This window comes from Geodermatophilus sp. SYSU D00742 (assembly GCF_054049935.1).
The window spans coordinates 18,798-38,107 of sequence record NZ_JBJGYJ010000034.1 but is presented as its reverse complement, the minus strand read 5'-3'; the positions used below and the strand labels follow the sequence as shown (position 1 = coordinate 38,107).

Annotated in this window: 19 protein-coding genes; 10 read left to right on the top strand and 9 right to left on the bottom strand. The window is 75.5% G+C overall.

The window, feature by feature from the left end; translation table 11 throughout:
• Window positions 1-10 precede the first annotated feature (10 nt).
• Window positions 11-1,519, top strand: a complete 1,509-nt coding sequence (locus ACI78V_RS19110) for a glycosyltransferase family 39 protein (RefSeq protein WP_456853597.1) — start codon at window positions 11-13, stop codon at window positions 1,517-1,519.
• A 21-nt stretch (window positions 1,520-1,540) separates the two neighbouring features.
• Here the strand turns inward: ACI78V_RS19110 and ACI78V_RS19105 are convergent, their stop codons facing one another.
• Window positions 1,541-2,446 (bottom strand): DMT family transporter, encoded by a 906-nt coding sequence (locus tag ACI78V_RS19105; RefSeq protein WP_456853595.1) that lies wholly within the window; start codon window positions 2,444-2,446, stop codon window positions 1,541-1,543.
• Between the two features lie 248 nt (window positions 2,447-2,694).
• Between ACI78V_RS19105 and ACI78V_RS19100 the strand changes: the two genes are divergently transcribed.
• The 3 genes from ACI78V_RS19100 to ACI78V_RS19090 are packed head-to-tail and all read left to right on the top strand — an operon-like array spanning window position 2,695 to window position 4,216.
• On the top strand, window positions 2,695-3,153 hold the full coding sequence (locus ACI78V_RS19100) for a DUF2243 domain-containing protein (RefSeq protein ID WP_456853593.1): 459 nt from the start codon (window positions 2,695-2,697) through the stop codon (window positions 3,151-3,153).
• Window positions 3,150-3,878, top strand: a complete 729-nt coding sequence (locus ACI78V_RS19095) for a cytochrome c oxidase assembly protein (RefSeq protein WP_456853591.1) — start codon at window positions 3,150-3,152, stop codon at window positions 3,876-3,878. The genes ACI78V_RS19100 and ACI78V_RS19095 overlap by 4 nt, the downstream gene beginning before the upstream one ends.
• 5 nt (window positions 3,879-3,883) lie before the next feature.
• Window positions 3,884-4,216 carry a hypothetical protein gene (locus tag ACI78V_RS19090; protein ID WP_456853589.1) on the top strand — a complete coding sequence of 111 codons (333 nt, stop codon included), beginning with the start codon at window positions 3,884-3,886 and terminating at the stop codon, window positions 4,214-4,216.
• 28 nt (window positions 4,217-4,244) lie between these two features.
• Here ACI78V_RS19090 and ACI78V_RS19085 read toward each other — a convergent pair whose 3' ends face one another.
• The 5 genes from ACI78V_RS19085 to dapE are packed head-to-tail and all read right to left on the bottom strand — an operon-like array spanning window position 4,245 to window position 7,731.
• Complete coding sequence (locus ACI78V_RS19085) at window positions 4,245-4,940, bottom strand: DNA alkylation repair protein (RefSeq protein ID WP_456853588.1); 696 nt, start codon at window positions 4,938-4,940, stop codon at window positions 4,245-4,247.
• Entirely contained in the window at window positions 4,937-5,398 is a 462-nt protein-coding gene (locus ACI78V_RS19080) for an SRPBCC family protein (protein WP_456853587.1), read from the bottom strand. The genes ACI78V_RS19085 and ACI78V_RS19080 overlap by 4 nt, the downstream gene beginning before the upstream one ends.
• Window positions 5,391-5,762: a DivIVA domain-containing protein gene (locus tag ACI78V_RS19075; protein ID WP_456853585.1), complete on the bottom strand. Its 372-nt coding sequence runs from the start codon at window positions 5,760-5,762 to the stop codon at window positions 5,391-5,393. The genes ACI78V_RS19080 and ACI78V_RS19075 overlap by 8 nt, the downstream gene beginning before the upstream one ends.
• A 12-nt stretch (window positions 5,763-5,774) precedes the next feature.
• Window positions 5,775-6,614, bottom strand: coding sequence for an LOG family protein (locus ACI78V_RS19070; protein ID WP_456853583.1), 840 nt, complete (start codon window positions 6,612-6,614; stop codon window positions 5,775-5,777).
• Window positions 6,615-6,624: 10 nt separating this feature from the next.
• Complete coding sequence (gene dapE, locus ACI78V_RS19065) at window positions 6,625-7,731, bottom strand: succinyl-diaminopimelate desuccinylase (RefSeq protein ID WP_456853581.1); 1,107 nt, start codon at window positions 7,729-7,731, stop codon at window positions 6,625-6,627.
• Window positions 7,732-7,868: 137 nt separating this feature from the next.
• On the opposite strand from dapE, the gene dapD reads away from it, so the two are divergent.
• Complete coding sequence (gene dapD, locus ACI78V_RS19060; protein ID WP_456853579.1) at window positions 7,869-8,843, top strand: 2,3,4,5-tetrahydropyridine-2,6-dicarboxylate N-succinyltransferase; 975 nt, start codon at window positions 7,869-7,871, stop codon at window positions 8,841-8,843.
• 157 nt (window positions 8,844-9,000) lie between these two features.
• Complete coding sequence (locus ACI78V_RS19055; protein ID WP_456853577.1) at window positions 9,001-10,374, top strand: TrpB-like pyridoxal phosphate-dependent enzyme; 1,374 nt, start codon at window positions 9,001-9,003, stop codon at window positions 10,372-10,374.
• Between the two features lie 27 nt (window positions 10,375-10,401).
• Here the strand turns inward: ACI78V_RS19055 and ACI78V_RS19050 are convergent, their stop codons facing one another.
• Entirely contained in the window at window positions 10,402-11,535 is a 1,134-nt protein-coding gene (locus tag ACI78V_RS19050; protein ID WP_456853575.1) for an alpha/beta fold hydrolase, read from the bottom strand.
• A gap of 98 nt (window positions 11,536-11,633) precedes the next feature.
• Here ACI78V_RS19050 and ACI78V_RS19045 point away from each other — a divergent pair, with 98 nt between their 5' ends.
• The 4 genes from ACI78V_RS19045 (at window position 11,634) to ACI78V_RS19030 (ending at window position 17,199) form a co-directional block, all read left to right on the top strand.
• Window positions 11,634-12,293 (top strand): hypothetical protein, encoded by a 660-nt coding sequence (locus ACI78V_RS19045; RefSeq protein WP_456853573.1) that lies wholly within the window; start codon window positions 11,634-11,636, stop codon window positions 12,291-12,293.
• A gap of 61 nt (window positions 12,294-12,354) precedes the next feature.
• A complete protein-coding gene (locus ACI78V_RS19040; RefSeq protein ID WP_456853572.1) occupies window positions 12,355-13,779 on the top strand; it encodes a sensor histidine kinase in 1,425 nt (474 codons plus the stop codon).
• On the top strand, window positions 13,776-14,432 hold the full coding sequence (locus ACI78V_RS19035) for a response regulator (protein WP_456853570.1): 657 nt from the start codon (window positions 13,776-13,778) through the stop codon (window positions 14,430-14,432). The genes ACI78V_RS19040 and ACI78V_RS19035 overlap by 4 nt, the downstream gene beginning before the upstream one ends.
• Window positions 14,433-14,862: 430 nt before the next feature.
• Window positions 14,863-17,199, top strand: coding sequence for a hypothetical protein (locus tag ACI78V_RS19030; RefSeq protein WP_456853568.1), 2,337 nt, complete (start codon window positions 14,863-14,865; stop codon window positions 17,197-17,199).
• A gap of 116 nt (window positions 17,200-17,315) precedes the next feature.
• On the opposite strand, the gene ACI78V_RS19025 is transcribed toward ACI78V_RS19030, so the two are convergent.
• The gene (locus tag ACI78V_RS19025) at window positions 17,316-18,209 is read right to left on the bottom strand and encodes an aminoglycoside phosphotransferase family protein (RefSeq protein ID WP_456853566.1); all 894 of its coding nucleotides are present in this window, start codon (window positions 18,207-18,209) and stop codon (window positions 17,316-17,318) included.
• On the bottom strand, window positions 18,206-19,291 hold the full coding sequence (gene dapC / locus ACI78V_RS19020) for a succinyldiaminopimelate transaminase (protein ID WP_456853627.1): 1,086 nt from the start codon (window positions 19,289-19,291) through the stop codon (window positions 18,206-18,208). Before dapC ends, ACI78V_RS19025 begins: the two co-directional genes overlap by 4 nt.
• Between the last annotated feature and the right edge of the window lie 19 nt (window positions 19,292-19,310).

The window sequence follows — 19,310 nt, the reverse complement described above, 5'->3', positions numbered from 1 at the left end:
GGTGCCCGGGATGACCGGGACGGCGGCCCTCCCGCGGCCGGCCCCGACGCAGCGGCCCGCCGTGGCCCGTGGCCCCCTCACTGCGCTCGCCGCCGCGGTCGCGCTGCTGCTCGTGGCCGTCTCCGGCCGGTACGGGTACCACCGCGACGAGCTGTACTTCCTGCGCGCCGGCCGCGAGGCGGCGTTCGGGTACGTGGACCAGCCGCCGCTCACCCCCCTGCTGGCCGCGGCGGTCGACGCGCTGGCGCCCGGGTCGCTGGTGGCGCTGCGGGTGCCGTCGGCCGTGGCCGCCGGGCTGGTCGTGGTGCTGACCGGGCTGCTCGCGCGGGAGTTCGGCGGCGGGCGCGCCGCGCAGCTGCTGGCCGCCGCCGCCATCGGGGTCTCCGCGTTCCTGCTCGCGGTCGGCCACCTCCTGTCGACGGCGACGCCCGACCTGCTGGCGTGGGCGGCGCTGTCCTGGCTGCTGGTGCGGGCCCTGCGCGACGGCGGTGCGGTGTGGCTGCTCGCGGGCGCCGTCGCCGGGGTGGCGCTGCAGAACAAGGTGCAGCCGGCGTTCCTGGTGGCCGCGGTGCTGGTCGGCGTGCTGGTCGCCGGGCCGCGCTCGGCGCTCCGGTCCCCCTGGCCGTGGCTGGGGGGCGCGCTGGCGTTGCTGCTGTGGGCGCCGAACCTCGCGTGGCAGGCGGCCAACGGCTGGCCGCAGCTGGCGCTGGCCGACGCGATCGCCGCCGGCAGCTCGGGCACCAGCGAGCCCTGGTACCTCTTCCTCCCCTTCCAGCTGGTGCTGGTCAGCCCGCTGCTGGTGCCGGTCTGGGTCGCCGGCTGGGTGCGTCTGGCCCGGGACCCCGCGCTGCGCCCGTGGCGGGCGTTCGCGGTCGCCTACGTCGTCCTGGCCGCGGTCTTCCTGCTGACGGGGGGCAAGCCCTACTACCTGGCCGGCCTCTACCCGGTGCTGCTGGCCGCCGGGGCGGATCCGGTGCTGGGGTGGGTCCGGCGCGGAGCGGGCCGGGCGCGGGCCGGGCTCGTGGCGGCCGCGCTGGTGCTCAGCCTCGTGGTCGACGCGCTGCTGATGCTGCCCCTGCTCCCGGTCCGGTCGCTCGCCGGCAGCCCCGTGCCGGCGGTCAACTACGACGCCGGCGAGACCGTCGGCTGGCCGGCGTTCGCCGCGACGGTCGAGCGGGCCCGCGAGCGGCTGCCGGCCGGCGAGCCGGTCGCCGTCCTCACCCGCAACTACGGCGAGGCGGGCGCGGTCGACCGCTTCGCGCCGGGCCTGGCCCCCGCGTACAGCGGGCACAACGCCTACTGGTCGTGGGGGCCGCCCGGGGACGAGGTGACCGCGGTCGTCGCGGTCGGGTTCCCCGAGGAGCACCTGCGCCGCTGGTTCGGCCGGGTCGAGCTCGCCGCGCGCGTGGACAACGGGGTGGGCCTGGACAACGACGAGCAGGGCGTGCCGGTCCGGGTCGCCTCGGACCGGCTGGTGCCCTGGTCGCAGATCTGGCCGCAGGTGCGCCGGCTCGGCTGAGCCGGGCTCGGCCCCGCGGGCTCACGGGACGGCGGCGTCGACGTCCGACAGCTCGCAGCGGTCGCTGCGCGCGGGGCTGCGGCGGGTGGCGAGCACGCAGCCGAGCACGATGACCGGCAGCCCGACGGCGAGGCCGAGGGTGAACGGCTCGTCGAGCAGCAGCACGCCGAGGACGACCGCGACCGCGGGGTTGAGGAAGGTGATGACCAGCGCCCGCTGCGGGCCGACCTCGCGGATCAGCGCGAAGAACAGCGCCAGGGCGACCGCGGTGCACAGCACGCCGAGGGTCAGCACCGCCAGCAGCGCGTCGGCCGGGGCGCGTACCGCCTCGTCCAGCTGCGGGACGGCGAACGGGGCGTAGACCACGGCCGTGACGGTGAGCGCGACCGCGCTGGCCGCCACGCCGGGGACGTCGGGCAGCGCGCGGCTGACGACCAGGGGCGCGGTGGCGTAGCCGACGACCACCAGGGCCACGGCCAGCAGCGGCAGCAGCGCGAGGCCCTCGACGTCGAGGCCCAGCAGGACGGCGATGCCGACCACGCCCAGGCCCATCCCGGCCAGCCGCACCGGCGTGAGCCGCTCCTCCTCCCCCGCCAGCCGGGCGGCCAGCGCGGCGACGAAGGGGACGCCCGCGACCAGCAGGCCGGTCAGCGAGCTCGACAGCGTCTGCTCGGCGTAGGACAGCAGCAGCCAGGGGCCGGTCATCTCGAGCACGGTGAACAGCAGCAGCGGCTTCCAGTGCCGCAGCGCCGGGCGCAGCCGGCCGCGGGCGACGGTCCAGGGCAGCAGCAGGGCCGCGCCGAGCACGCAACGGGCGAAGACGACCATCACCGGGGAGAGGTCGCCGACGGCCACCTTGATGAGCAGGTACGGCACGCCCCAGATGAGCGACATCGCCAGGAACAGCGCCCAGCCCCGCCCGCTCATGCCGGCACTCCGCAGCCCACCCTCGCACGCACCGGCCCATCCTGGCCCACGCGGGGGTGCGGACCTGCACCCCACCGCCCGGACACCGGAACGCACCCGTCGCGGAACCCATCCGCGTGGTGCGGGCCGGTGACGCGGAGCCGGTCGGTGCCGTCAGCGGGCCGAGGGACCCCCGACCCCGGCACACCGTTTCCGGCTCCCGTCCCGGCACACCGTTTCCGGCTCCCGTCCCGGGGCACCGCTCGGCCGTGACAGGTGCCCGCGTCGTGCCCGGCCGCCGGCTGCTGGTCTCCGGCCTGCTCACCGGTGCCGGCCTGATGGGCGCGGTCGACGAGATCGTGTTCCACCAACTGCTGCACTGGCACCACTTCTACGACCGGGCCGGCGGCGCGGCCGGCCTGGTCTCCGACGGGGTGCTGCACGCGGCGACGCTCTCGGCGGTGGTGGCCGGGTTGGCGCTGCTGGCCGACGTCCGGCGCCGCGGCGGGTTCGACCGGCTGCGCTGGTGGGCGGCGCTGCTGCTGGGCGCCGGCGCCTTCCAGCTGTGGGACGGCGTGGTCGACCACAAGCTGCTGCGGGTGCACCAGGTGCGCTACGGCGTGGACCTCACCGGGTACGACGCCGCCTGGATCGGCGGCGCAGTCGTGCTGCTGGCCGCCGGGGCCGTGCTGCTGGCCCGCGCCCGCCGACGGCCGCCCGCGCCGTGACGCCGCTGGCCGTCGTGCTGGCGGCCGCCGTGCTGTACGTCGCGGCGACCTGGCGGTGCCGGGCACCGTGGCCGCTGCTGCGGACGGCGTGCTGGCTGGCCGGCCTGGTCGCGGCCGGTGCGGGGTGGGCGCTGACCGGCGCGCACGGCGACCTGCGGGCGCACATGGCCGGCCACCTGCTCCTCGGCATGCTGGCGCCGCTGCTGCTGGTGCTGGCCGCGCCGGTGACCCTGGCGCTGCGGGCCCTGCCGGTGACCGGCGCGCGCCGGCTGACCCGCGTGCTGCGGAGGCCCCTGGTCGCCCGGCTCACCGACCCGTTGGTCGCCGTCCCGCTCAACGCCGCGGGCCTCTGGGTGCTGTACGGCACCGACCTGCACACCCTCACCGCCCACCGTCCGGCGCTCGCCGCGCTCGTCGCGCTGCACGTGCTGGTCAGCGGCTACCTGGCCACCGCGGCGGTGCTCGCCGTCGACCCCACGCCGCACCGGCGCGGGGTCGGGGTCCGAGCCGGCGCGCTGGCCGCCGGGATGGCGGCGCACGACGTCCTGGCGAAGTGGCTGTACGCCGCTCCTCCGGCCGGCGTCCTCGGCGCCGCGGAGGGCGCCCGGCTCATGTACGACGGGGGCACCGTCGTCTCGCTGCTCACCGCCGCGGTGTTGTGGCGACGCTGGTACGTCAGCCGCGCCGCCGTCCGCCCCGCGGCCGCCGTCACTGCCCGACCATGAGCGGCGTGGACGCCCCGGACCGCTTCAGCGCGCTCGTCGACGCCCTCGCCGCCGAACCCGGCGTGACGCCACCGGACGGCGACGGCGGTCGCCGGTTCGGCGCGGGCACCCTCCGGGCGGAGGGCTCGATCTTCGCGATGCTCGTGTCGGACGCCGTCGTGCTCAAGCTCCCCCGGGCCCGGGTGGTGGCGCTGCTGGCCGACGGCAGCGGGCGCCCGTTCGGCAACGGCAGGGGGCAGCCCTACCGGGAGTGGGTGGCCCTGCCCGACGGGGAGCCCGGCACCGACCTGGCACTGGCCCGCGAGGCGCTGGCGTTCGTCCGCTCCCGCCGCCGCTGAGCCCCACGCCGATCGGGCGACCCGGCGTTCAGCCGTCCCCGGCCAGGTAGGCGCGGCGCCGGTCGGGTGGGTACCTCTCGACCGCGTACCGCAGCATCGTCCGCGGCATCCGCCGGTGGCGGGGCCGGAGGAACTCCTCGGCCAGGGCGCGGTCGCGGTTCCCCACCTCGCGCAGCATCCAGCCGACCGCCTTCTGCACGAGGTCGTGGGGGTCCTCCAGCAACCGGTCGGCCAGGCGCAGCGTCGGCTCGAACCGGCCCGAGCGGACGGCGGGGAACGTGGCCATCACCGCGATCCGGCGGTCCCACACCGACGCTGATCCGGCGAGCTCGTCCAGCACCGCGGGGGCGACGTCGCCCAGCAGGGAGGGCGCCGAGGCGTCGACCAGGTCCCAGTTGGACACGTGGGCCCGGCAGCGCAGGTAGAGCTCGACGATCCGCTGCCGCTCGTCGTCCCCGGCGGCCTGGAAGCGTCGCACCAGCACGAACAGCGCGACCAGCCGCTCCTCGTGCAGCGGGCTGCGGAGCAGCCCCTCCGCATCGTCCAGGGACGTCGACGCCGCGTGCCGGCGGGCGATCCGGCGCAGCTCGGGTACGGCGATGCCCAGGAACCGGTCGCCCTCCCCGTAGCCGCCGGGACGCACCTGGAAGTAGCGGGCCATCCCGGCCGCCCGCTCGGGGTCCGCGGCCGCCGCGAGGTCGGCGCGGACCGCCACCCCGGTCACGGACCGGGGTGCCGCACGGCGAAGGCGGCGAACCGGCGCAGCGACGCGCGCACGCCGGCCACCATGAACGGGCGCACCAGCGGCCAGCCCAGCACGCCGAGCAGACCGAAGGGCAGGTACAGCCGCTCCGTCCAGGTGAAGGTCGTGCGCTCCCCGTCGGGGACCAGCTCGAAGATGCCCGGCCCGCGCACGATCCGGCCGGTGTGCTGGACGACGACGCGGCGTGGCGGGTCCCACTCGGTGATCACCATCGTGTCGAGCACGCCGAGGTGCCGTCCGCGCCGCCACGGGATGCCGGTGCGGGCGGCCAGCCGGCCGCCGAACCCCTGCGCGTCCCCGCCGACGGTCTCCACGTCGGTGAGGAGCATCCACTCCCCCTGCCGGGTCCAGTCCGTCAGCGCGGCCCAGACCCGCTCGGGCGCGGCGTCCACCTCGATCGTCTCGACGAGCTCAGGCATCGGTGTGCGTTCCGTTCCCGGTCGCGGGCGCCGCGGGCGGGGCGTCGTCCCGGGCCGCGGCGGCGCCGTCGCCCAGCCGGGCGTGCAGCTCGGCGAGCCGGGCGTCGCGCTCCTCCAGGGCCTGGGCCAGCTGCTCGACCAGCCAGTCGACCTCGGTCATGCGGTACCCGCGGACGGTCACCGTCATCCGCACCGCGCGGAGGTCCTCGGCGGTCACCGGCCGGTCCTCCGGCAGCTCGAGGGGCGACCGGTCGGCGTCGGCCGGCGGCTGGGTCTCCCCGCGGCCGAGCAGCAGCGAGCCGCCGAGGAACACCAGTGCGCCGACCACCAGGACGGTGACGACGAAGACGACGGCGGAGAGCACCTCCGGTGCCCGTCAGGCGTCGCTCGGCCCGGCGTCGACCGGCAGCGCCCGCATGCCGCCGCCGTTGTCGCCGGCCTGCTGCGCCGCCTCGGCCTCCTGGATCACGCGGACGACCTCCTCCACGTCGTCGGTGACGGTGAACAGGTCCAGGTCGGTCTCCCGGATGGTCGCCGCCGGGACCATCGTGCTGCGGATCCAGTCGACCAGGCCCGACCAGTACTCCGACCCGTACAGGACCACGGGGAAGCGGGTGACCTTGCGGGTCTGCACCAGGGTGAGCGCCTCGAACAGCTCGTCGAGGGTGCCGAAACCGCCGGGGAGGATGACGAAGGCCTGCGCGTACTTCACGAACATCGTCTTGCGGACGAAGAAGTAGCGGAACGCGATGCCGACGTCGACCCACTCGTTGAGCTCCTGCTCGAACGGCAGCTCGATGCCCAGCCCGACCGACAGTCCACCGGACTCCGAGGCGCCCCGGTTGGCCGCCTCCATCGCGCCGGGTCCGCCGCCGGTGATGACCGCGTACCCGGCGCGGGCCAGTGCCGCCCCGATCTCCACCCCGGCGGCGTAGTGCGGGGAGTCCCGAGGGGTGCGGGCGCTGCCGAACACGCTCACCGCGCGCGGCAGCTCCGACAGCAGACCGAAGCCCTCGACGAACTCGCTCTGGATCCGGAGGACGCGCCACGGGTCGGTGTGCACCCAGTCGGTCGGGCCGCGCCGGTCGAGCAGCCGCTGGTCGGTCGTCGTCCCGACGGTGCGCGGGTCGGGCTCCCCGCCGCGCAGCATCACCGGGCCGCGGTGTCGGGTCGGGCGCGGCTTGCGGCCGCCGGCGGGCTCGGGGGTGGTCGTCATGCGCGGCTCCTCAGGCGGAGGGGGTCGACAGGTAGGCCACGAGCGCGTCCTCGGCCGGCTGCAGCCGCTCGACGACGACGTGCTCCTCGCGGGTGTGGGCCAGCTGCGGGTCACCGGGGCCGTAGTTGACCGCCGGGATGCCGAAGGCGGCGAAGCGGGCGACGTCGGTCCAGCCGAGCTTGGCCCGGGCCGGGCGGCCGACGGCCGCCACGAACGCCGCGGCCGCGGGCTCGGCCAGCCCCGGCAGCGCGCCGCCGGCGTTGTCGACGACGGTCAGCCCGGCGCCCGCGGCGACCGCGTCGGCGAACACCTCGCGGACGTGTGCCTCAGCGGCGTCCTCGTCACGGTCGGGCGCGTAGCGGAAGTTCACCGTCACCGTGCAGGCGTCGGGGACCACGTTGCCGGCGACCCCGCCCTCGATGCGGACGGCGTTGAGTCCCTCACGGTAGGTGCAGCCGTCGATCTCCACCTCGCGCGCCTCGTACGCGCCGAGGGTGGCGAGGATCCCGGCCGCACCGTGGATGGCATTGACCCCCAGCCAGCTGCGTGCGCTGTGCGCCCGCCGGCCCGGCACCTCGAGCACCGCCCGCAGGGTGCCCTGGCAGCCTGCCTCGATCTCGCCGTCGGTCGGCTCGAGCAGGATCGCCAGGTCGCCGTAGAGCCAGCCCCGGCGCTCCCGCGCCACCCGGCCGAGGCCGTTCCTGACCGCCTCGACCTCCTCGTTGTCGTAGAAGACGAAGGTGAGGTCGTGCGCGGGCTCGGCTCCCGGGACGCCGAAGCGGCCGGCCAGCCGCAGCATGACCGCGTCGCCGGCCTTCATGTCGCTGGTGCCGCAGCCGTAGAGCCGGCCGTCCTCCACCCGGCTCGGGACGTTGTCGGCGATCGGCACGGTGTCGAGGTGACCGGCGAGGACGACGCGGGTGGGCCGGCCGAGGTCGGTCCGGGCGAGGACGGCGTCCCCCACCCGCTCGACCTCCAGGCCGCCGAGCCCCCGCAGCGCGGCCTCCACCGCGTCGGCCAGCGCGCCCTCGGCACCCGACACGGACGGGGTGTCGACCAGCGCGCGGGTGAGGGCGAGGACGTCGGCGGAGAGGTCCAGGTGCGGTGCGGAACTCACGGTGGACGACCCTACGGGCGCCGCCGCACTCCGGCCGCCGCACCGCGCCAGGTCACCGGTCCGCCGCACGGCGTTCACCCGCGGGGGCGTCCGCCTGCCTGCCCGGCCCCTGCCCGGCGCTGGGTAGCGTCGTCCCCGTGACGAACGCCGCCGCACCCTCCGCCGTCGCCGCCGGTCTGGCCACCGTGACCCCCTCGGGCACGGTGCTCGACACCTGGTACCCCGAGCCGCGCCTGGGCGCGCCCGAGGGCTCCGCCGCCGGCACGACCCGCCTGGGCGCCCTGGAGCTCGCCGGTGAGCTGGGGCCCGACTACGGCGGCCTGGTGCGCCGAGACGAGGCCCGGGGCGTGGAGGTGATCGCCGTCCGCACGGTGATCCCCGACCTCGCGGCGCCGCCGATCGACACCCACGACGTCTGGCTGCGGCTGCACCTGATCTCCTCCCGGCTGGTCCGCCCGCACGGCGCCAACCTCGACGGCGTCTTCGGGCTGCTCACCAACGTCGCCTGGACCAGCGCCGGCCCCGTGGAGGCGGCGTCGTTCAACGCCCACCGGCTGCGCGCCGCGTACGGGCAGGTCACCGTGTACGGCGTCGACAAGTTCCCGCGGATGGTCGACTACGTCATCCCCTCCGGCGTGCGCGTGGCCGACGGCGACCGGGTGCGGCTCGGCGCCCACCTCGCCGAGGGGACGACGGTCATGCACGAGGGGTTCGTGAACTTCAACGCCGGCACGCTCGGCCCGTCGATGGTGGAGGGCCGGATCAGCGCCGGCGTCGTCGTCGGGGCCGACAGCGACATCGGCGGCGGCGCCTCGATCATGGGCACGCTCTCCGGCGGCGGGAAGCAGGTCATCTCCATCGGCTCCGGGTGCCTGCTCGGCGCCAACGCCGGCGTCGGGATCTCCCTCGGTGACAAGTGCGTCGTCGAGGCCGGGTGCTACGTGACCGCCGGCGCCCGGGTCGGCCTGCCCGACGGCTCGACGGTCAAGGCCGCGGAGCTCTCCGGCCGCGACGGGCTGCTGTTCCGGCGCAACTCGGTGTCCGGCGCGCTCGAGGCCCTGCCCCGCGACGGCGACTGGGGCGCTCTCAACGCCGAGCTGCACAAGAACTGAGGAGGGACCGTCCTTCCCCCGCCTGGCACGCCCGGTGCGGGTCCCGGGAGGGTGGCCGTTCCCGTACGTCACCGGGCTCGCGGCGGGGCCCTGCCGAGGGGCCGCCGGCGCTAGGCTCCCCGGCACCCGTGCGCGGACCGAGTCGGAGGAGACGACGGTGGCCGACAACCGGACCAAGATCCTGCTCGAGGAGTCCCAGCTCCCGACGCAGTGGTACAACGTCGTCCCGGACCTGCCGAGCCCGCCGCCTCCGCCGCTGCACCCGGGGACGATGCAGCCCGTGGGCCCCGACGACCTGGCCCCGCTGTTCCCCGCGGACCTCATCGAGCAGGAGGTCACCGCCGAGCGCTTCGTCGACATCCCCGGTGAGGTGCTCGACGTCTACCGGCTGTGGCGGCCCTCGCCGCTGTACCGCGCGCACCGGCTGGAGAAGGCGCTCGGGACGCCGGCCCGCATCTACTACAAGTACGAGGGCGTCTCCCCCGCCGGCTCGCACAAGCCCAACACCGCCGTGCCGCAGGCCTACTACAACGCCAGGGCCGGCGTCCGGAAGCTGACGACCGAGACCGGAGCCGGGCAGTGGGGGACGGCGCTGTCGTTCGCCAGCGCGCTGTTCGACCTCGAGTGCGAGGTGTGGATGGTGGGGGCCTCGTACGACCAGAAGCCCTACCGCCGCATCGCGATGGAGACCTTCGGCGCCCGCGTGCACCGCTCGCCGTCGGACCTGACCGCTGCCGGCCGCGCCATCCGCGCCGAGGACCCTGCGCACCCCGGGTCGCTGGGCATCGCGATCAGTGAGGCGGTGGAGGTCGCCGCCGGGGACCCGCAGACCCGCTACGCCCTCGGCAGCGTCCTCAACCACGTGCTGCTGCACCAGACGGTCATCGGCGAGGAGGCGCTCCTGCAGCTGGCCGCTGTCGGGGAGAGCCCCGACGTGATCGTCGGCTGCACGGGCGGCGGGTCGAACTTCGGCGGGCTGGCGTTCCCGTTCCTGCGCGAGAAGCTGGCCGGCCGGATGTCACCGGTCATCCGGGCCGTCGAGCCGGCGTCCTGCCCGTCGCTGACCCGCGGCGTGTACGCCTACGACTTCGGCGACACCGCCGGGATGACGCCACTGCTCAAGATGCACACCCTCGGGCACCGGTTCATCCCCGACCCGATCCACGCCGGTGGCCTGCGCTACCACGGGATGTCGCCGCTGCTCTCCCACGTCTACGACCTCGGCCTGGTCGAGGCGCTGGCCCTCCCGCAGTCCGAGTGCTTCACGGCCGCGGTGCGGTTCGCACGGACCGAGGGGATCATCCCGGCACCGGAGCCCTCACACGCGCTGGCCGCCTGCATCCGGGAGGCGGTGGCCTGCCGGGAGTCCGGCGAGGAGCGGGTGGTGCTGACGGCGCTGTGCGGGCACGGCCACTTCGACCTGGCGGCCTACGACGCCTTCCTCTCCGGTCGCATGACCGACGAGGACGTGACCGACGAGCGCCTGGCCCCGGGCCTCGCCGACCTGCCGACGGTGCCCGCCGGGGCCTGAGCCGGCCGGCGGGCACCGGGGCGGGGATCAGTCCAGGTCGCCGGGCCCCGGCGTCTCCGGGGTGTTGGACGGCGCCGCCGCGGGGTGGTCCAGGTGCTCCAGCAGCGCGACGACGAACTCCTGCGGCCGCTCGACGTGCGGTGAGTGCCCGACGCCGGGCAGCACGACCTCGCGGTAGGCGCCCCCGCTGGCCGCGTACTGGTCCAGGACGGCGCGGGTCTGGGTGACCATCGGCTGCGGCGGGCAGACCTCCGCCCCCGGCCAGCCGGGCACCGCGCCCAGCGCGCCGAGCTGGGCCAGGTCGAACACCGACGTGTCCGAGACGATCGCGTCGGCGTCCCCGCGGACCCACAGGACCGGGGGCTTCCGCGGCAGGTCCACGACGCCGGTCAGGTCGAACACCGTCGGCGCCATCGTGTTGAGCACCCCGCGCGCACCCGGGGCCACTCCCGGCCAGGTGGCGGTCGTGGCGGCCTCGCCCGGGTAGTGGTCCTCGCCGGTGCGGGTGCTGAGCATGGCGGCGACGAAGACGTCCTCAAGCTGCGGGTCCAGCGGCAGGGAGCCCGGCGCGACGTAGAACGCGCGCAGGATCGACCGGGGGCTGGTGGGCTGCTCGGCCGTGGTGTCCCCGGCGGCCAGCGCCGCCACGAACGCCGGGTTGGCCGCACCCGCGCCCGACCCGGCCCCGTCGTCGGACAGCCGCCGTCCCTCGCCCCCGGCCGTTCCACCGAAGCCGTACGGGGAGACCGGCGCGACGAGGACCACCGACGCCACCCGCGCCGGCTGGTCGAGCAGGTACTGCAGCACCACGCCGGCGCCCATGCTCCAGCCCACCAGGTGCACCCGCTCGAGCCCGAGCGTGTCCACCAGGGCGGCCAGGTCGTCGGCCCAGTCGCGCACCCCACGCCGGGCGTCGATCGGCAGGGGGTCGGTGTCGCCGTAGCCGCGCAGGTCGACCGCGAGCGGCCGCACCCGCCCGTGCTCGGCCAGGGCCAGCATCGGCTGCTGCCAGAACAACGAGGAGCTGACGTTGCCGTGCACGAACAGCACCACCTCGCCGGGCCCGGCCGGGTCGAGACCGTCGGGGTGCAGCACGTTCTGCGTCAGGCGTGGGGTGGCCACGCGGGTCGCGGTGACACCGGGCAGCAGGACGTCGCTCATCGGATCTCCTCGCAGGCGGGCGGCGGGCACACGCTAGCGACCGACACCTCGTGCGGGCAGCGCCCTCCTCCCAGGGAGCGCACCTACAGTCGGTCGCGATGCCCAGCGGACGCAGTGCGACCACGGCCCGCCCGGTCCGCAGGACGAGCCCGTCCCGGCGCCGCGGCGCCCGCCGTCCGGCGCCGCGGCGTCCGGTGCGCCGCTCCTCGACCGCCCGCCGGGGACGGCGGCAGGCGGCGGCGTCCTGGGCGTGGCTCGCCGCGGTGGTCGCCGTGGTGGTCCTCGTGGTGGTCACGGTGACCGCGCGGGACGAGTTCCCGTCGATCGCCACCGCGGAGTGCACCCTGCCCGCGACCGGGGTCCGGCTCACCGGCGAGCAGGTGGCGAACGCCCGCACGATCGCCCGCGTCGGCTACGACCGCGGCCTCCCCGAGCGAGCGGTCGTCATCGCCCTGGCCACCGCCATGCAGGAGTCGCGCCTGCGCAACCTGGACTACGGCGACCGCGACTCCCTCGGCCTGTTCCAGCAGCGCCCGTCCCAGGGATGGGGGACACCGGAGCAGGTGCAGGACCCGGTCTACGCGGCCGGCAAGTTCTACGACGGCCTGGTGCGGATCCCCGGCTGGGAGACCCGCCGGCTGACCGACGCCGCCGACGCCGTGCAGCGCTCGGCGTTCCCCGAGGCCTACCAGAAGCACGAGGGGATGGCCGTCGAACTGGTGGCCTCACTGGACGTCGACGACCTGCCCTGCGGCTGACCGGCCCGCTTCACCCGGGGTGAGGACGCGGGACCGCTCGGTCCGGTCTTACCCTTCCCGCGTGTCGGACAGCGACGCTCCACGGGGGCCCCGGTCGGCAGCACGCCTCACCGCGGGCGTCGCCGTTGCCGGGACGGTGGCCACGGTCGCGGTCGTCGTCCTCCCGTTCCTCCACTTCGCCTACCGCTCACCGGCACTGCACGTCGTCCTCGAGACCTCCAACGCGCTGATCGCCCTCCTCGTGGGCTACCTCGTCTACGGCCGCTTCCGTCAGGGCCACGGGGCGCAGGAGCTCCTGCTGGTCCTGGGCCTGTGCAGCGTGGCGGTCGCCAACCTGGTGCTGACCGCCGTCCCCACGGCCGTCACACTCGGGCAGGACGAGGAGTACAGCCGGTGGGCCGCGGTCGCCATCCGCTTCGTCGGCACCGTCCTGCTGGCGACCGCAGCGGTCACCCCCTGGTCGCTGCGGGTGGGCCGGCGCCGAGCGACCGTGGCGGCCGTCTCGGTCGCGTTCGTCGTCCTGGCGGTGGGCACGGTCGGCCTCCCCCTCGGCGGACACCTCCCGCCCACGGTGGACCCCGGTGTGGACCTCGGCGACACCAGCCGCCCGCTGCTCGTGGCCCATCCCCTCGTGCTCACCGTCAACGCCGTGGGCGCCGTGCTGTACGGGGCGGCCGCGATCGCGTTCACCCGCCGGGCATCCCGCACCGACGACGTGCTGCTGCGCTGGGTGGGGGCCGGCTGCGTCCTGGCCGCGTTCGCCCGGGTGCACTACCTGCTGTTCCCGTCGCTGTACGCCGACTACGTCTACAGCGGCGACCTGCTGCGCCTGGGCTTCTACGTCTTCCTCCTCGTCGGCGCGACGCGGGAGATCGGCTCCTACTGGCGGGCCCGGGAGCAGGCGGCCGTGCTCGAGGACCGCCGCCGGATGGCGCGGGACCTGCACGACGGGCTGACCCAGGAGCTGTCCTACATCTACGCGCGCTCCCGGTGGCTGGCGACGCACCCGGACGACACGGTCACCGTCGAGCGGATCCGCCGCGCCGCGGGCCGGGCCCTCGACGAGGCCCGCCGGGCGATCTCGACGCTCACCCGCCCCGTCGACGAGCCGTTCGTCCAGACGCTGCAGCAGTTCGTCGAGGACATGGCGATCCGGCACGAGGTCGAGGTCGTCACCGACCTCGACCCGGCCGTGGAGCTGCGCCCGGACGAGGGCGAGCAACTGCTGCGGATCGTCGGTGAGGCGTTCCACAACGCCGTCCGTCACGGCCGGGCCCGGCGCATCCACGTCACGTTCACCGCCGATCCCCTGTGCCTGTCCCTCACCGACGACGGCCACGGGTTCGACCCGGCTGCGGTGCGCCCGCGCTCCGACGGCGGTTTCGGGATCACGAGCATGCGGGAACGGGCCCAGGCGTTGGGGGTGGAACTGCAACTCGAGTCCGCGCCCGGGGAGGGGACGACGGTGCGGGTGACGCGCCCATGAGCGACGTGCTGCAGGTGGTGGTCGCCGACGACCACGCACCCACGCGGGAGGCCACCCGGGCAGCCCTGGAGGTCGGATCCTGCTGCGTCGTCGCCGAGGCCGGTGATGCAGCCGGCGCCGTCGCCGCGGCCCTGGAGCACCGCCCCGACGTCTGCCTGCTCGACATCCACATGCCGGGGAGCGGGATCACCGCCGCCTGGGAGATCACCCGCGCGCTCCCGGACACGGCCGTCGTCATGCTGACCGCCTCGGCGGACGACGACGACCTCTTCGACGCGCTACGGGCCGGGGCGTCGGGGTACCTGCTCAAGGACATGGACCCCGAGCGGCTGTGCGGCAACCTGCGCAGGGTCCTCGCCGGCGAGACCGTCCTCCCCCGGCGGCTGGTGCACAAGATGGCCGAGGAGTTCCGGTCCCGCCCCCGGCGCCGGCTGTCCCCCAAGGCGCGGGCGGCGATGGAGCGGCTCACCGCTCGGGAGGCCGAGATCCTCGACCTGATGGACGCCGGCCTGTCCACCGAGGACATCGCCGGCAAGCTCTTCGTCGCGCCGGTGACCGTCCGGACGCACATCTCGAGCATCCTCAAGAAGCTGCGCGTGCCCGACCGGGAGGCCGCGGTCCGCTTCTCCCGTGGAGCCGTGGACCGGGGCTGACCTGTGCGCGGCGTTGAGAGATCTCAACACCCCGCCGCCGCGACGCCGGAGGCCCGGCGCAACTCCTCCCCGCCACTCCCGACCGTCCCGTCAGGACGCTGATCAGGGCGTTCAGGCCCTCGCACGACTCCGAGCGCCCGCCGGCGAGGCCGCTCGCGGTCGGGCAGCTCCTGGTTCCCCCACGAGCACGGAGGGCGTTGAGGCATCTCAACGCAACAGCCGTTGTGCGACGGGTCGGAGGTTTCCTAGCTTCGAGACACACACCGCGACGCACTGATCCGAGAGCCTCCACCTGGTCGCTTGGGCCCTCGGGGAGCAAGTAGCGAAACCGACGCGGTGTCCCTCGGACCTCGTACGGGTGCACCGACTCCTCGTCGGGCGATCACGCACGCCCCCGTACGCCGCCACGAACCCACGGGGAGACACCGCCATGACCCGCAACCGCGCCCGCCGCCCGATCCGCACCGTCGCCCGGGCCCTCGTCGTCCCGGCCGTCCTCGCCGGCGTGCTGGGGGTGAGCCCGGCCAACGCTGCGCCGGCCACGACGGCGGCCACCGACCCCATCTGCAACGGCGTCGTGAACCAGATGGCGCACCGCGGCACGGTGCAGGAGAACCTGCTCAAGGCCGCCGCCCGCAAGAACGCCGAGCTGATCAGCAAGCTGACGGCCGAGCGCACCGCCCTGCAGATCACCGCCAGCACGCTCGACGCGGAGATCACGGCAGTTCAGCAGGAGATCGCCGCACTCGACACGCAGGCCGCCCAGACCACCGCCGCCATGAACACCGCGACCGACCAGCTGGCCGCCCTGGAGACCCAGCGGAGCGCCACCACGCAGGCGGTCACCGACGCGGAGAAGGCACTCGCCGGCCTCCGAGCCGAGCAGACCGCCGTGCAGGACGACCTCGCGCCGCTCCAGCAGCAGCTCACCGACGCCGAGACGGCGTCCACCGGGCTGCAGTCGCAGGCCGACGAGCTCGCGGGCCAGGCCGCCGCCAAGCAGGCGCAGATCGACCAGGCCGAGGCCGACCTGGCCACGCTGGCGGGCGAGGCCGCCGGGGCCACGACCGACCGCGACGCGCTGGTCGGCCGGATCCAGGCCGCAGAGGCCGAGCTGCCGGCACTCACCGGGACCGCTGAGGACGCGGCAGTGGCGGTGACCGAGGCTCAGCAGGCCGTCACGGACGCGCAGGCCGAGCTGGACCGCCTGGAGGCCAGCGGCACGGCGGCGCAGGACGCGCTCGACGCCCAGAACGCGAAGATCACCGAGGCCCGCCAGACGCTCGACACCCGGCAGGCCGAGGCCCAGGAGGCCACCGACGCCCTCGCCGCACAGCGGGCTGAGATCGCCCGGGCCCAGGCGCAGCTCGACACCCTCCAGGCCTCGGCCACGACGGCCGGCGAGGACCTCGCCGCCGAGCAGGCGCAGCTCACCGAGGCCCAGGCCGAGCTCGGCACGCTGCAGGCCGCCGCGAAGAAGGCCGCCGACGATGTCGCGGCCAACGCGGCGCGGATCACCCAGCTGAGCGGCGACATCACCTCGCTCGAGCAGCAGATCGTCGTGAAGAACGGCGAGATCGCCAAGAAGCAGGCCGACCTGGACAAGGCCAAGGCGGAACTCACCGCCCTGCAGACGCAGAAGACCGCCCTGGACGCCGAGATCGCCGCTCTGCAGAAGCAGATCGACGCGATCAACGGCAACTCGCAGCGCAAGCGAGACCTCATCGCGCTCCAGGACACCAAGGTCGCGGAGCGGACCAGGGTCGAGACGCAGATCGCCGACAAGTCGGCGCAGATCTCCGGGCTGTCCGGCGACCTGAAGGCGCTGCAGACCCAGGTCGACGCCCTCAACGCGCAGCTGACGAGCAAGAAGGCGGAGAGCGCCGCACTCCAGGCGAAGGCCGCGCCGCTGCAGGCCCAGCTGACCGCGGCCAACGACGCGGTCGCCGGCAAGCAGGTCGAGATCACCGACCTGCAGGGCCGGCTGCCCGGCCTGCAGACCGCGCTGGCCGACGCCACCGCCGCGGTGACCGCCAAGCAGACCGAGCTGTCCTCCCTGCAGGACCAGCTGCCCGGCCTGCAGGCGACCGTGGACGCCGCCACCCAGGCCGTCGACGCCCAGGAGGCCAACGTCGCGGAGCTCGAGGCCGCGCTGCCGCGCCTCACCGACGGTGTCGAGGCCGCGAAGCAGGCGATCGCCGCCCAGCAGACAGTGCTCGACGGACGGCGCGCCGACCTCGACGAGGCCCGGGCCGCCCTCACCGCCGCCAACCAGGCCGTCGAGGGCAAGAAGGCCGAGCTCGCCGGCCTCCAGGCGCAGCTGCCGGAGCTGCAGGCGCGGGTGGACGAGGCGACCAGGGCCCTCAGCGACCAGCAGGCCGCGGTCGGCACGCTGAACGGCGACCTGGACAAGCTCGTCGTCACGCTGAAGGACCTGAACGGTCAGGTCACCACCAAGGAGTCCGAGATCCTTGCGCTCCAGGCTCGCGTCGCCCCCCTGCTGGACCAGCTCACCAAGGTCAACGCCGAGGTCACCGCCACGGAGGCCCAGCTCAAGACCCTGCAGGGACAGGTGACGACGCTCGACGGTCAGGTCACGGCAGCACAGAAGGTGCTCCGCGACCTGGAGGCCCAGAAGAAGCAGGACAAGGCCGCCATCGCCAAGCAGCGCACCGTGGTGAACGACCTGGAGAGCAAGCTGGGCGCCGTGCAGAACCAGATCAGGGCGATCGACTCCCAGATCGCCCTGGGCGGGTGCGTCGCCTGACGCCGTAGCCGAACGCGGACACGGCGGTCCGCCGACGACCGCAGGTCCGACAGGAGAGGCCCCTGGGCAGTGCGCCCAGGGGCCTCTCCCCTGTCAGGGCGGGGGTCCGACCCGGCTCAGCGGAGGACGTCCGCCAGTGCCAGCAGGTCCGGCTCGCACCGGCCGTGGTCCTGCGCCGTCCACACCAGCCCGACCGCGGCGCTGACCAGGCCCCAGGCCCGCACACGGTCCGCCGGCGCCTGGAGCCCTTCGGCGAGCAGCCCGACCCGGACGTCCACCAGCGTGCGCACTCCCGACAGCGAGGCCCACGGCCGGGGCGGGTTGTGCAGCGCCGTCCCGGCGTCGAGGGCCGGCTCCCCCCAGACCCCGTGCGGGTCGATCGCCACCCAGCCGTCGCCGGAGCGGAGCACGTTCGCGCCGTGCAGGTCCCCGTGGCAGAGCACGGCCGGTGCCGTGGTGGCCAGCAGGGACTCCAGGACGTCGGCGGCCCGGGCGGTCAGCGCCGCCGGGACCAGGGGGTGCCCGGCCCGCAGGAGCGCAACCCGGCGCCGGCTGTCGGGGATGCCGGGCGGGCGCGCCGCACCGGCGGAGTGCAGCCGGCGGGCCACCGCCGCCAGGACCGGCAGCGCCTCCTCGTCGGGGAGCCCCGACAGGTCGGTGCCGGGCTCGGCCGCCTGCAGCAGCAGCGCGACGGAGTCCCCGTCGTCCAGGGCGGCGTCGAGCAGGGCGACCGCGCCGTGCCCGCCCCAGGCGGCCAGGGTGGCCGCCTCCTGGTGCAGCAGGCTGTCGCACCCCGGCCCCAGCTTGAGGACGGCGGCCGTGCCGTCGGCGCGCACGGCCGGCGCGACCCAGTGGTGGGTCGCGGGGAACGGCTCCCGGACGGTCAGCCCCCAGCGGCCAGCCGCGCGCGCCACCGCGTCGGGCAGCGCGGCGACCCACGCCCGTCCCGCGGCGCCGAACACGTCGGCCAGCGCCGCCGCCAGCTCCGGCCGGACGACGACCGGGGTCATCCCCCCAGGCGCTCGACGGCGGTGGCGATCCGCTCGTCGGTGGCGGTCAGCGCCATGCGGACGTGCCGCGCGCCGGCCGGGCCGTAGAAGGACCCCGGGGCCGCGACGATCCCGAGGCCGGCCAGCCAGTCGATCGTCGCCCAGCAGTCCTCGTCCCGGGTGACCCACAGGTAGAGCCCGGCCTCGGAGTGGTCGATGCGCGCCCCGGCGCCCCGGACGGCGGCGGCGAGCTGCTCGCGGCGGGCCCGGTAGCGCTCCCGCTGCTCGTCGACGTGCGCGTCGTCGGCGAGGCCGGCGGCCATGGCGACCTGCACGGGTGTGGGCACCAGCAGCCCGAGGTGCCGGCGCACCTCCCACACGGTGCGTACCAGCGCCGGATCGCCCGACAGCAGCCCGGCGCGGTAGCCCGCGGCCGTCGACTGCTTGGACAGCGAGTGCACGGCCAGCAGACCGGAGTGGCCGTCGCCGGCCACCTCGGGGTGCAGGATCGAGCGCGGCTCGACGTCCCAGCCGAGGGTGACGTAGCACTCGTCGGCCACGACGGGGATGCCGTGCGTCCGGCCCCACTCCACCCAGGCCCGCAGCCGGTCGTCGGTCAGGACCCGCCCGTGCGGGTTGCCCGGCGAGTTCAGCCAGGCGAGGACGACCCCGGTCGCGTCGGCCGGCGGGGTGTCGGTGCGCCGCACCGCGAGGCCGGCCAGGACGGCACCGACCTCGTACGTCGGGTAGGCCACCTCGGGCACCAGCACGGTGCCGCCACCGCGCAGGCCCAGCATCGTGGGCAGCAGCGCGACCAGTTCCTTCGAGCCCACGGTGGGGATGACCGACGGGTCGACGCCCAACGGGTCGGCGAGGTGCACCCCCAACCGGCGCTGCAGCCACGCCGCGGCGGCGCTGCGGAGATCGGCGGTGCCCAGGGCCGTCGGGTACCCCGGCGCGTTGCCGGCACCGGCGAGCGCCGTCGCGAGCACCTCAGGGGTGTCGTCGACCGGCGTCCCGATGGACAGGTCGACCACGCCACCGGCGTGGCGGGCCGCCTTGGCACGCGCGGCGACGAGCGAGTCCCAGGGGAAGTCCGGCAGCTGCCCGGCCGCCGTCCCC